General features: G+C 42.8%; 12 protein-coding genes. 7 read left to right on the top strand and 5 right to left on the bottom strand.

Annotated elements, in window-relative coordinates:
* Positions 1 to 179: 179 nt before the first annotated feature.
* Complete coding sequence (locus tag O3603_RS09470; protein WP_371522444.1) at positions 180 to 1043, bottom strand: helix-turn-helix domain-containing protein; 864 nt, start codon at positions 1041 to 1043, stop codon at positions 180 to 182.
* Positions 1044 to 1230: 187 nt separating this feature from the next.
* Between O3603_RS09470 and O3603_RS09475 the strand changes: the two genes are divergently transcribed.
* From O3603_RS09475 to O3603_RS09495, 5 genes are all read left to right on the top strand, one after another.
* Positions 1231 to 2502 carry a TolC family protein gene (locus tag O3603_RS09475; protein WP_371522446.1) on the top strand — a complete coding sequence of 424 codons (1272 nt, stop codon included), beginning with the start codon at positions 1231 to 1233 and terminating at the stop codon, positions 2500 to 2502.
* Positions 2503 to 2515: 13 nt separating this feature from the next.
* On the top strand, positions 2516 to 3532 hold the full coding sequence (locus tag O3603_RS09480) for an HlyD family secretion protein (protein WP_004382557.1): 1017 nt from the start codon (positions 2516 to 2518) through the stop codon (positions 3530 to 3532).
* A gap of 8 nt (positions 3533 to 3540) precedes the next feature.
* Entirely contained in the window at positions 3541 to 5016 is a 1476-nt protein-coding gene (locus O3603_RS09485) for an ATP-binding cassette domain-containing protein (RefSeq protein ID WP_371522498.1), read from the top strand.
* Between the two features lie 199 nt (positions 5017 to 5215).
* The gene (locus tag O3603_RS09490) at positions 5216 to 6274 is read left to right on the top strand and encodes an ABC transporter permease (protein WP_371522448.1); all 1059 of its coding nucleotides are present in this window, start codon (positions 5216 to 5218) and stop codon (positions 6272 to 6274) included.
* Positions 6275 to 6281: 7 nt separating this feature from the next.
* Positions 6282 to 7367 carry an ABC transporter permease gene (locus O3603_RS09495; RefSeq protein ID WP_371522450.1) on the top strand — a complete coding sequence of 362 codons (1086 nt, stop codon included), beginning with the start codon at positions 6282 to 6284 and terminating at the stop codon, positions 7365 to 7367.
* 761 nt (positions 7368 to 8128) lie between these two features.
* Here O3603_RS09495 and O3603_RS09500 read toward each other — a convergent pair.
* The gene (locus O3603_RS09500; protein ID WP_009434823.1) at positions 8129 to 8497 is read right to left on the bottom strand and encodes a hypothetical protein; all 369 of its coding nucleotides are present in this window, start codon (positions 8495 to 8497) and stop codon (positions 8129 to 8131) included.
* A gap of 336 nt (positions 8498 to 8833) precedes the next feature.
* Here O3603_RS09500 and O3603_RS09505 point away from each other — a divergent pair, with 336 nt between their 5' ends.
* Both O3603_RS09505 and aroC read left to right on the top strand, forming a co-directional pair.
* Complete coding sequence (locus O3603_RS09505; protein WP_371522452.1) at positions 8834 to 9418, top strand: peptidylprolyl isomerase; 585 nt, start codon at positions 8834 to 8836, stop codon at positions 9416 to 9418.
* 2 nt (positions 9419 to 9420) lie between these two features.
* Entirely contained in the window at positions 9421 to 10509 is a 1089-nt protein-coding gene (gene aroC / locus O3603_RS09510) for a chorismate synthase (protein ID WP_371522454.1), read from the top strand.
* Positions 10510 to 10821: 312 nt separating this feature from the next.
* Here aroC and O3603_RS09515 read toward each other — a convergent pair whose 3' ends face one another.
* The 3 genes from O3603_RS09515 to O3603_RS09525 form a co-directional block, all read right to left on the bottom strand.
* Positions 10822 to 11376, bottom strand: a complete 555-nt coding sequence (locus O3603_RS09515) for an isochorismatase family protein (protein ID WP_371522456.1) — start codon at positions 11374 to 11376, stop codon at positions 10822 to 10824.
* A 35-nt stretch (positions 11377 to 11411) separates the two neighbouring features.
* A complete protein-coding gene (locus tag O3603_RS09520) occupies positions 11412 to 12320 on the bottom strand; it encodes a dihydroorotate dehydrogenase (RefSeq protein WP_371522458.1) in 909 nt (302 codons plus the stop codon).
* A gap of 117 nt (positions 12321 to 12437) precedes the next feature.
* Complete coding sequence (locus O3603_RS09525) at positions 12438 to 13208, bottom strand: dihydroorotate dehydrogenase electron transfer subunit (protein WP_371522460.1); 771 nt, start codon at positions 13206 to 13208, stop codon at positions 12438 to 12440.
* Between the last annotated feature and the right edge of the window lie 183 nt (positions 13209 to 13391).

The following is a 13391-nucleotide window of genomic DNA, read 5'->3' on the forward strand; positions in this document are numbered from 1 at the left end:
ACCAAAGATAAAGTGCAAAAAGATGCAAAGAATCGAATAATTCTTTGCAGTACTTCATTCACTTGATATGTTATTGCTAATTCTTTCACGGCGGCAAAGGTAAGAAGATAAAATGAAAGGAGCAAGGAAAAGAAGAAAAAAGTGCTTGATTGCTCAAGAACCCCTCTCCCTTCCCCTCATTATTTCATGTCCTCTTGATACATCTTTGGTGTCATGCCTGTTTCCCTCTTAAAGAATTTAGAGAAGGCTGATGCACTAGAGAAATGCAACTGATCAGCAATCTCATATCCCATCGCATTGTTTGTTTTCAATAGTAGTTTCGCCTCCTGAATGGTAGCACGATTAATCCAATACATGACGCTATGCCCACTAGCTTTCCGAATGATAGCAGACAAATGATGCGGAGTTACATGTAATTGTGACGCATAGAATGGAATAGAACGTTCGCTGATACAATACTTATGTACCAATCGTTTGAATTGTATAAAGACATCTTGTGTACGAGAACTTTGGTCGTGCTTCTCACTTTCATCTGCTATATCCTTTATATATTGAATGTCTGAAATAATCGATTGGAGTAGGTTTTGGATAGTCTTTCGCCGATAAGGTTTAAGCTGAAGGAAGTCCCATGTAAGATAAATCATACGTAGAATACGACTAAACTCTGCTGGTGGAATATTGAGAACAATCTCATCTGTAAGGTTAATCCCCTCTCGGAAGACAAGAGCAACTACACGCGCATCATCTGAAACATTCTTTATTTCAAGGATTGTATCAGATGGCAATAGTAGTAAACAGCCTTTCTCTAGATGATAGTCTTGCAGGTTTAAACAAATATCAGCTTGTCCGTCCATACCAAGAACTAGTCGTGGTTCGACTATCTGATAGATCTTTTCCTTCTCAAGAAAGCGTGTGTGCTGCAAGTGCCCATTGAGAACTACCACGACATCATCCGTCATCATGATTCGTTCCATCTGTTCTGACAATTCGTTAATATCGATATTATCCATCGAAAAAGGGTTGATGGTCTTGACTTCTCCCATAATATGTTCTTATTGTATGATTCGATTACAAAATTAGTATTAATCCTCTGAATGAAAGGCAGGAAAGCCCAGAAATCGTACAATCTGACCATCTTTTCTGTGTATTTAATAACCAACCACTCCATCAAATAGACTATCTTTGTCAGCATCATAGATGTTAATTGGTTATGAAACGATAGAATAGGACATGAAGAAGAAAATATTAATTCTTGCATTATTAGCTTTGGCATTAGTTGCACAAGCACAGACATTAGATGAGTGCCAACGTGCTGCAGAGAAGCACTATCCCATTATCAAGCGTTATGACTTGATAGCAAAGACGACCGACTTAACGGTTAAGAACATTCAGAAAGGGTGGTTGCCACAGGTGACTGCAGCTGCCCAAGCTACTTATCAGAGCGCTGTTGCTGCATGGCCTGACCATCTGCAAAGTATGTTCCAGCAGGTAGGACTGAAGATGAAAGGCCTAAGGAAAGATCAATATAAACTGTCTATTGATGTTCAGCAACCTATTTATGACGGCGGCGTTATCAGTGGTCAACGTAAGATAGCCAGCCAGGAAGGAAAGGTGCAGGAGGCTGAGAATGAGGTAAACCTGTACCAAGTGCGAAGAAGGGTCAATGAGTTATATTTCTCACTCTTGCTCCTTAACGAACAAATCAAGCTCAATGATGACGTCAAAGCACTGCTACAATCGAGCGAGCAGAAACTCTCTGCCATGGTGAAAGGTGGTACGGCAGCAACAAGCGACTACGAGAACGTGAGGGCCGAACGGCTTGGCGCAGAGCAAGCTAACGAGAGCCTGAAAGCACAGAAAGAGATGTTAAGTAGGATGCTAAGCCTCTTCTGTGGCATTGAAATCACTCACCTGCAGAAACCCAAAGCCCTTGACGCAGTTGTATCAACGAATACTCGACCAGAGATAAGGCTCTTTGACAATCAATTACGCCTTTCTGAAACACAGGAGAAAGCCTTAGACGCACGATTGAAGCCACACTTAGGACTCTTTGCACAAGGCTATTATGGTTATCCGGGACTCAATATGTTTGAGGATATGATGCAACATAAATGGAGTCTGAACGGCTTAGTGGGCGTAAAACTATCGTGGAACATCGGTGCACTCTATACTCATAAGAATGATAAAGCAAGACTGAGACTACAACGAGAACAAATAGAGAATGCACGAGAAGTATTCTTGTTTAATAACAGTATAGACGAGATACAACAAAAAGAGAATATCAATAGGTACCGCAAAATGATGCAGAACGACGACGAAATCATCGACTTGCGCACCCATATCCGTAAGGCAGCTGAATCGAAACTGGCTCATGGCATTATTGATGTAAATAGTTTGTTGAGAGAGATTAACAATGAGAATGCAGCCAAGGCGCAGCAAGCTATACACGAAATTGACATGCTCAAAGAGATGTATAACCTAAAGTTCACCAACAACGAATAAAACAACTAAAGATATGAAAAAGCTTCTTTTAATAAGCCTCGGTGCTCTGATGATAGCATCATGTGCGAAAGACAAGAAAGACTATGACGCTACGGGGACATTTGAGGCTACTGAAGTGACTGTGTCGGCAGAGTCGACAGGACAGCTTGAGAACTTCAATGTAAGTGAAGGAGAGGTGTTGAATGGAGGTTTGACAGTGGGTCAGATTGATGCCCGACAGCTCACCTTAAAGCGTGAACAACTAACGAGTAGCAACGAACAGCTCGCTGCCACGCACGGACAATTAGCCGCTAACAAACGCCAGTTGGCTGCTAATCAGCAGGCAACAAGCAGTAAACAACTTGATTTGAAGAAGCAGGTAGCAGCTATCCGACAGCAGATTGCAAACCAGCAACGGGAGCGTCAACGCTTTGCTGAGCTTTTACAGGACGGAGCCGTCGCTCGGAAGCAAGTTGATGACATAGACTATCAGATACAGGTATTGCTGAAACAACTTGCTGCCACAGAAGAACAGATAAGCAGTCAGAACACTTCTTTGGCCGAACAGAACAAAGGGATTACGGCACAGATGGAGGGTATAGACGCACAACAGGCTGGTATCAATGCTCAACAGGCTGGAGTACGTACGCAACAAGCCCAACTTGACGACCAAATAGCCCATACCTTCGTGCGGAGTCCGATTACAGGAACGGTCTTGGAGAAGTATGTTGAGGCTGGAGAGTATGTCCCTGTTGGTAAGCCACTCTTCAAGATTGCCGACACCAAGAGGATGTTTCTCCGTGCATACGTTACTTCCGAGCAATTGAAACGTGTGAAGATAGGACAGAAGGTAAAGGTCATGGCCGACTATGGGAAAGGTCAGAAGAAAACCTATAATGGCGTGGTCACCTGGATATCAAGCCGTTCAGAGTTTACGCCAAAGACCATTGTTACAGACGACGAAAGGGCCGACTTGGTGTATGCCATTAAGATACAATTCACGAACGATGGCTATGTGAAGATAGGTATGTATGGTGAAGTGAAGTTTTAACAATGTTGATGAACGCAATAGAAGTAAACCAAGTATCTAAGCGATACGGCAAAGTACAGGCATTACAAGACGTCAGCTTTTCTGTAAGGAAAGGTGAGCTCTTCGGTGTTATCGGCCCAGATGGTGCGGGAAAGACGTCACTCTATCGCATTCTCTGTTCTTTGCTCCTTCCTAACGAAGGCTCCGTGAGGGTTGAGGGGTACGATGTCATACAGCAAATGAAGGAGGTAAGAAAGCGGGTTGGATACATGCCTGGGAAGTTCTCACTCTATCAAGACTTAACAGTAGAGGAGAACCTTTATTTCTTCGCGACGCTCTTTGGTACCACAGTTGAGGATAACTACGATGCTATCAAGGCTATCTATTCGCAGATAGAGCCCTTCAAAGACCGCAAGGCTGGGGCACTATCGGGTGGTATGAAGCAGAAGTTAGCTCTCTGCTGTGCTCTCGTTCATAAGCCGAGTGTTCTCTTCTTGGACGAGCCGACAACAGGTGTCGACCCTGTTAGCCGTAAGGAGTTATGGGACATACTCTCCCTACTAAAAGAGCGAGAGATAACCATCGTTGCCTCCACACCTTATCTTGATGAGGTGAGACGCTGTGAACGGGTGGCTTTCCTATCGGAAGGCAAGATAAGAGGTATTGGTTCGCCAGAGAAGATACTCCATGAATTTAGCGACATATTTAGTCCTCCAAACCTTGAACATGCTGAAAAGCATGATAAAAACAAGGTGGGAAGCACAACAGAAAACGTAATTGAAGTGGAACATCTGGTAAAGGCTTTCGGCACTTTCCATGCTGTTGACGACATCTCCTTCACGGTGAGAAAGGGTGAAATCTTCGGTTTTCTTGGAGCCAACGGAGCAGGTAAGACAACTGCTATGCACATGCTCACAGGACTCAGCCAACCCACAAGTGGGACGGGAAGGGTTGTGGGATACGACATCCGGACAGACTATGAGCAGATAAAGAAGCACATTGGCTATATGAGTCAGAAATTCTCTCTCTATGAAGACCTTACTGTGGCAGAGAATATCAGTCTGTTTGCTGGTATCTACGGAATGGACGATAAAGAGATTAAACACAAGACCGACGCTCTTCTTCAACGCCTGAATTTCTCAGAACATCGTGACAGCTTAGTGTCAAGTCTGCCCTTAGGTTGGAAACAGAAGTTGGCCTTCTCGGTAAGTATCTTCCACTCTCCTGGTATCGTCTTCCTCGATGAACCGACGGGAGGAGTTGACCCTGCTACACGAAGACAATTCTGGGAATTAATCTACGATGCCGCTCAAAGAGGTATAACCGTCTTTGTTACGACTCACTATATGGACGAAGCTGAATATTGCGACCGCATCTCCATCATGGTTGATGGGAAGATTAAAGCCCTCGGAACACCCACGGAACTGAAGCAGAAGTTTAATCTACCCGATATTGACCAGGTCTTTACCTACTTAGCTCGACAGGCGAAGAGGAGTTCAGACTAAGTCACATGAGACGCTACGAAATGTTCGCGAAGAATTTAGAAAATGTTCGCGAACAATCTGCAAAATGTTCGCGAACTAATTTGAGAAAGCTTAGGAGCTTTTGAGAAAAAGCTTAAGAGCTTTTCGTGGAAAGCTTAAGAGCTTTTGAGAAAATCGCTTAGAACAGCATGACAACATGCAAAAAGGAAACCAACAAGCAATGAAACAATTTATATCATTCATTATCAAGGAAGCTAAACACATTGTTCGAGACAAACGAACAATGCTGATTCTCTTTGGAATGCCTATCATCATGATGCTTCTCTTTGGTTATGCCGTTAGGAATGACGTGCGGAATGTACGGACGGTGATAGTGATGAGTAACACTGATTACATCACCCAACAGGCTGTCGACCGCTTATCAGCATCGGAGTATTTCACGATAACGCAGGTTGTTGCTACTCCCATAGAGGCTGAACAAGCTATCCGAGACCAAAAGGCCGACTTGGCTATCGTCTTTGGAGAGGACTATGCCAGCGGACATTCAGGCCTTCAATTTATTGTAGATGGTGCCGACCCGAATATGGCGCAACAATGGACTCAATACGCCAATGCCGTCATTACGAATCCGAATAATGGCTTAGTAAACACGAAACTACTGTATAACCCGCAAATGAAGTCGGCTTACAACTTCGTTCCTGCTATCATGGGAACACTGTTGATGTTGGTGTGTGCCATGATGACTTCTATCTCTATTGTTCGCGAAAAAGAGCGGGGAACAATGGAGGTGCTGCTGGTATCGCCCATTCGACCAATACTTATCATCATCGCAAAGGTCATTCCTTACTTGGTGCTTGCCTTCATCATCCTGATTGTCATCCTACTTATGGCAAACAACCTACTCGGTGTTCCTTTGCAGGGGTCGGTGTTCTGGATATTCGTTATCTCTACTATCTACATCCTCTTGGCCCTCTCATTGGGCTTACTCGTCTCTAACATTGCCAAAACACAGTTAGTTGCTTTGCTGTTATCAGCAATGGTACTACTCATGCCTATCGTGATGCTCTCTGGTATGTTCTTCCCTATTGAGTCGATGCCAAAGGTGTTGCAGTACGTTTCGGCTATCATTCCGACACGTTACTATACCTGTGCTATGCGCAAACTAATGATTATGGGGGTGGGAGTAAGACAAGTGATGCACGAGATGATAGTCTTAATTTGTATGCTTATCGGCCTGCTCGGACTATCACTCGCCATGTTTAACAAACGATTAGAGTAATTTCATTATGACACTGAAATATCTTCTTCGAAAAGAGTTCACACAGATTCGACGCAACCCGTTCCTCCCGCGACTCATTGTTATGTTCCCCGTCATGATTATGTGTATCATGCCTTGGGTCATGAATATGGAGGTGAAGAATGTTGTTGTGGATGTAGTAGACAATGATAGGTCTACTCTTTCGCAACAGTTGGTACATGAGATTGCAGCCAATAACTACTTCTCTTTCCACGGACAACAGCCTTCCTACACTGCAGCACTCAATGACATCGAACATTCTGAGGCTGACATTGTTGTGGTGATACCACAACATTATAGTCGTGACTTAACCTTGGGCAACAAGCCACAAGTGCTCATTGCTGCCAATGCCGTTAATGGAACGAAGGGGTCGATAGGGTCTGTTTACCTCTCACAGATGGTGACGACCAATGCTGTCCCTACTTTGCAGGCGTTGCAAACGAACGTTTCTACGTTCTATCTCTTCAATAGACAGCTGAACTATAAGCGCTATATGATTCCCGCACTATTTGCGATAATAATGATGATGATAACAGGCTTTCTGCCAACATTGAATATTGTCGGGGAGAAGGAGGCTGGTACAATCGAACAGATCAATGTGACACCAGTAAATAAATGGACGTTTATACTTGCAAAGTTAATCCCTTATTGGTTGATAGCCTCCTTCGTTATCACTGTTTGTCTACTGTTGTCATGGGCTTTATACGACATTACTCCTGTGGGTAATGTGGCCCTTATCTATCTCTTAGCGATGTTGTTAGCCCTATTCTTCTCGTCCTTTGGCTTGATAATATCCAACTACTCGGACACAATGCAGCAAGCCATACTTGTCATGTGGTTCTTTGTTGTGATACTCCTCTTGCTCTCTGGCCTCTTTACTCCTACTCGTTCAATGCCAGCTGCAGCTTATCTCACTACATACGCCAACCCAGTAAGCTACTTCATAGATGCGATGCGTACTGTATTCATTCGTGGTGGAAACTTAAAGAGTATCTTACATCAGGTCCTCGCACTCCTTGGCATCGGTCTTGTCATGGGCTGTTGGGCTGTACAAAGCTATAAGAAGAATCATTAATCAACAACCAAAGAGGAGGCAGACACCCTCATCTGCTCTCCAAGTTCGTATATCATTGTAATGTGCAAAAGTACATATTTGAGACAACATTACCTTTCTTCAAATAGCTTAAATGGCTTACTATATTTCTGAAAGTACTTTACATTCAAATTTCTCATTCTAGAGTCAAAAGGGAAACATTATAGATGAAAATCGAGTTAGAAGTTGGGGTTTCCAGAAAACTATATACCTTTTGCGCAAAAAGTATATAGTTTTTTCCAAAAAGATATATAGTTTTTGGGCAAAACCTATATAGGTTTTAGCTGAGAAATATATAGATTTTTGGCAAAAAGTACCTTGTTTTTCAGGAATAATGAATACTATTTTCGTTAGAATGACACCTCAATCCACATAACATAGTGTTTATCAGCGATTTACAAAGAACCACTTTATATGTCTCATAATTTGCGTATTTGAGTCAAAGTACGCTCCTCATCGAAAATATTGCAAAGACATACCCTCAAATTAGCAGTATTTTATTACAAAATATCACTATTCAACAAGTCTTTCCATTTAATACGGATTCCTCTAAACAGCAATAATTAATCTTGCAAAGAGCACTGGTGACGAGGGATTCCGCCCCTACTCTTTTCTATATCAAAGGCTGCGATAAATTGCTATTAGCCTTTTGCAATAAAAAAGGCTATGAATCAGAAATCTGATTCGTAGCCTTTAATATATCTTGTATGAATCTCTCCTATCGGAAGAGGAAAGAGGATCGTTTACTTGTTAAGACCGCGGTTGTTCAATGTAACATTGAGGAGCTTTACATACTCGCGATACTGACTATTGTTTAAAACATAGTGCATATAAGAAAGATCCTTCTTGATGGCAGCATTTACTTTAGCCTCACGCTCAGAGCTATCAGATACAGCTGCATTCATCATCTCTGCTGAGAAAGTGCGGTTAATATCCTCTACTACATCTACCTGATCCTGGTTTAGATTAAGAGCACGGCTCAATGCATATGTGCTGAGATTGAACTTGTATGCGTTGGTTGTTGCTGTGTTGTTATCGTTCTCACCTGCTGCAAAAGCCATTGTCATACTCATTACTGCTACTACTGTCAATACAATCTTCTTCATATTCATTTTCCTTTCTTTAGTCAAAGGCGTCATTTACGATGCCTCTTGTTATCTTTAAATCTGTAGTTTTATCTTGTTTACGATTGCAAAGTTAGTAGGTTTTTGGCATATACAATGATTAATCAACACATTTTCGTGCTTTTATCTTATATTTTTGACACATATCAAGAGGTTTGATATATATCAGCAACAAAATCATACTTTTGACTATCTTTTCCGTTACAAACCATATTCTAAAGGACTGCAAATCGAAAAATCAGTAACTAAGAAAGCTCTATCTCGTTTAAAATAACTATCTTTGCATACCCTTTACAACATATTATATATAAAGAAAAAACGATAATGAAGGAAAATACACATCGACTCATCGTAGTGAAATATGAGTTAAATAGCGTAGAGAATGGAGCTGAACACTTCATTGAAAAGACTGAGGAACAAAAGCCAATGCAGTTCTATACGGGTTGCGACATGGCTTTGCCAGCCTTTGAAGAGGAGATTGTTAAGCACGAAACAGGTGCTAACTTTGAGTTCTCACTTACTAAGGAGCAGGCTTACGGGGAGCATGATGCAAACAGCGTGTTGGCTCTTGACAAGGAAACTTTCAGTGTGAATGGTGAGTTCGACGCAAAGAATATCTACAAAGATGCGATTGTTCCATTGCAAAACGAGCAGGGACAACGCTTCTTGGGTAAGGTGCTTGAGGTGTCAGAGGATAAGGTTACGATTGATCTAAACCATCCGCTCGCTGGTAAGGATTTAATGTTTCGCGGACAGGTTATCGAGAATCGCGAGGCAAGCGAGGCTGAAGTTAAGGACTTCTTCGACCGCATGAACCAGCATCATTGTGGATGTGGCGGAGGCTGCGGAAGCAACTGTGGCGATGGTGATAGCTGTGGATGTGGTGATGGCTGCAACTGTGGCAACTGATTATGAACACGTTTGGTAAGCTCTTTACACTAACTACCTTCGGCGAGAGTCATGGTGTGGCTGTCGGTGGTGTGGTGGATGGAATGCCGCCTGGTATTCCTATCGACATCGATTTCATACAACGAGAATTAGCTCGACGTAAACCTGGACAAAGTAGGATTACGACTGACAGGAAGGAACTGGATCAGGTGGAACTACTGAGTGGTGTATTCGAAGGAAAGTCTACAGGAACTCCTATTGGCTTCATCGTAAGGAATAGGAATCAGCAGTCAAAGGACTATGATAGCATCGCCAATCTCTTTAGACCCTCTCATGCCGATTACACCTATTATAATAAGTATGGCATTCGAGACTATCGAGGAGGAGGTCGCGCATCGGCTCGCATCACCCTTTCACGTGTCGTTGCTGGTGCGTTGGCAAAGTTAGTTCTAAAGCAGAAGGGTATTAGTATTACAGCTTACACCAGTCAGGTGGGCGATATAACGCTTGACAAAGACTATCAAAAATATGATTTCTCGCTCATAGAAGCCAATCCTGTGCGCTGTCCAGAACCAGAGAAAGCGAAGGAGATGGAAGCTCTCATCGCTGAAATGAAGCGTGAAGGCGATACAATCGGAGGCGTAGTTACTTGTGTAATTAAGGGGTGCCCTGTCGGATTGGGAGAGCCTGAATTCGATAAACTACACGCCCAACTGGGAGCTGCAATGCTTAGTATCAATGCAGCGAAAGGGTTCGAGTATGGAGAGGGCTTTGCGAGTGCCTCTTATCGGGGTAGCCAACAGAACGATGTATTCATCCCCTCTTCTGACAAGCAACAAACGCATGATATCAAAACAAAAACGAATCATAGCGGAGGAATACAAGGCGGTATAAGTAATGGAGAAGACATCTATTTCCGTGTTGCTTTCAAGCCTGTTGCCACCTTATTGATGGAACAAGAGACAGTCAATAAAGAGGGAGAAGCAACGAAGATAGACGTCCATGGGCGTCATGATCCATGTGTTCTACCACGTGCCGTACCTATTGTTGAAGCTATGGCAGCCATGACAATACTCGATGCCCTGCTTGTTGACAATGCCAAACGAATATAAGCTACACACGTCGTGGACGTAAGAATACGAAAAAGAGGATACCGTAACCATTCTTATTGATGGTTGGCATCCTCTTCTTTTATGCTCTCTTCAAGGCGAACAAATGCTCCTCTATCTTACTCCCATTCGCCCTTATATCAAGAGAAAAGACTTTGTTAAAAGAGAAAATAGACTATTATTTATTCCCTTATAACCTATTATGCGGAAACTTTTAGATTATTTTCCCTGTCAGAGTGGTATCTTTTCAAACTCACATGAGTTTCTTCTCCAACATAGATAACAATCTCTTGATTGATTGGCAACCAATTCCTTTTACGCTTCCAAGGTCTTCACAAACTCGTTCAAGGCTTTTCCACCATCTAAAGATGGGGCAAACTCACTCAAAACGTGTAGTCGCCTCTCTCCTATCATCGCCTTTAAATCCTTACAAGTATTCAACACGCAGACATCACCAGCTAGTCCGCAGACTTCAATCTGATCGATGTGATAATCAACAAGGAGCTCTAAAAGCAGTCTTGCAGACCTTTTATTCTGCAGAATGGAATATTCCTCTCGATTAATAGTATCGCCTTTATAAAGCATTTGAAAACCATCAGTACTCTCGTTAAGAGCAACTAGCAATGATTCCCATAAGGCTGCGCCAGCTGAATGTTGGACGCAATGACGAGGCCATTGACCACCTTCATCAGCAAAAGAATTATGATGATAAGGATGCCAATCTGAGGTTACAACCTTCACAGAATACTCCTCGCCATACATACGAACATACTCTGCAAGTGCATCCATAGCCACTGCTGCACCAGGAACTGGCAATGATCCACTGATGAAATCGACTTGTGGATCGACTATCAAAAGCATTTTCTTCATAATATTATCTTATATTTTGCGATTGAACTCACCCTTTATTCAAGGCAATTTATAATCTCTGTAACCGACTTGCAACCATGTTTATCTAACCAGGAATTAATTCCGTCACGCACCTTAATGGTCACTTGTGGGTCGATGAAGTTGGCTGTTCCTATTTGAATAGCAGTTGCCCCTGCCATAAGAAACTCTATTGCATCTTCTGCTGTTGATATACCTCCTAGTCCAATAACTGGTATCTTTACGGCTCTTGCAACATCATTCACCATGCGCACAGCAACGGATTTTATGGCAGGACCACTCAATCCTCCTGTGCGAATACTCAGCTTTGAACGACGACGCTCAATGTCTATTGCCATTCCCATAAGGGTGTTAATCAACGATACGGAATCGGCTCCTTCATCCTCACAAGCACGTGCGATACTGGCTATATCGGTCACATTAGGTGACAACTTCACGATCATTGTCTTGTGATAATGCTGTCGGACGGCTTTCACAACAGTGGCTGCACCAGAGCAAGAAACGCCAAACGACATGCCACCTTCCCTCACATTGGGACAGGAAATATTGACTTCTATTGCAGGAATAGCGTCTAATTCATCCAGTCTGGCAGCTGTCTCAGCATACGATTCAGGCGAGTTTCCACTCACATTAACTATCATATTCGTGTCAATATCCCGTATCTGTGGATAGATATGATCGATGAAGTAGTCCACTCCTTTATTCTGTAGACCAACGCAATTAAGCATTCCTTGATGTGTTTCAACCATGCGCGGATAGTCATTCCCCTCGCGTGGTTTGAGCGTAGTACCCTTTACGATAATCCCTCCAAGCTCTTCCAATGGGACGAAATCAGCAAACTCAAGACCATAGCCAAATGTTCCGCTGGCGGTCATTACAGGGTTCTTTAGATGTAAGTTACCTATATTTACATTTAAATCTGCCATAGATTCATCATTTAATTTTACATATTTAGCTTATTCCTCATAGATAACCACACCTTCTACTAGGCTTATTCTCATTCTTAGGCTTATAAGTTTTCAGGTGTTTTTATCACTATTTTCTCACCACATCAACTTCTGCGTATCAAAGACAGGACCCTCCTTACATACGCAAAGATTGCCCTCAATGGTCTTCTCAACGCAACACAAACAGGCTCCGACACCGCATGCCATCATATTCTCCAAGGACGCTTCGCAGGGGATAGAAGCCTTTTGAGCATACAGAGCAACAGCCTTCATCATAGGTTTAGGTCCACAAGTAGAGATGCGATCGAAGTGTTCTTTGGACAGAACGGAGTGATTCGTAACAAATCCTTTCTCACCTGCTGAACCATCTTCAGTGGTAATGCACACCTCTCCATAGGCTTTGAAAAGTTCTAGTTCTGCAAGATCTGATGCCGTGCGAGCACCTAAAAGAAAAACGGGACAGGCTCCGGCATCCTTTATGGTTTTACCAAAATAAAGCAAAGGAGCAACTCCAACACCACCGCCAACAAGCAAGATACGTTCGCCAGGACGACTAGATGGAGTGAAGATGTTACCCAATGGGAGTACACAATTAAGCTTATCGCCAATATGCAGACGCCCAAGCATGCGCGTTCCATCGCCTATGGTGGCAACTAACAACCATAATTCATTACGTTCGCGATCGATAAAATTAATAGAAATAGGACGGCGAAGAAAGGTAGAAGGTGAGCCGTCCACTCTCACTTCTACAAACTGACCAGGAAGCATCTCAGGTAGAGGCTTGTCATCAGTGAGTCGAATGAGAACATTCTTATCATTGACCTGCTCCACAGAAGAGACCTTCAAGTCGAGGACATACTTCTTCATCTTTTTATGCTTTGAATGTATTTAGCAAAGATAATGCAAACGAGTACAAAGGAATGTTCACATTCGCTTTGTCAAGTGTAGCTTAGCTTATGCAAAGATACACAAATTATCTATTGAAAGGATAGATACACAAAAAATATCAACGAAAAAACAAAGAAATGGACAAAACAACACCACTAACAG

The sequence above is a fragment of the Prevotella sp. 20925_1_30 genome (assembly GCF_041433025.1).
In the GTDB taxonomy this organism is placed as follows: domain Bacteria; phylum Bacteroidota; class Bacteroidia; order Bacteroidales; family Bacteroidaceae; genus Prevotella; species Prevotella vespertina.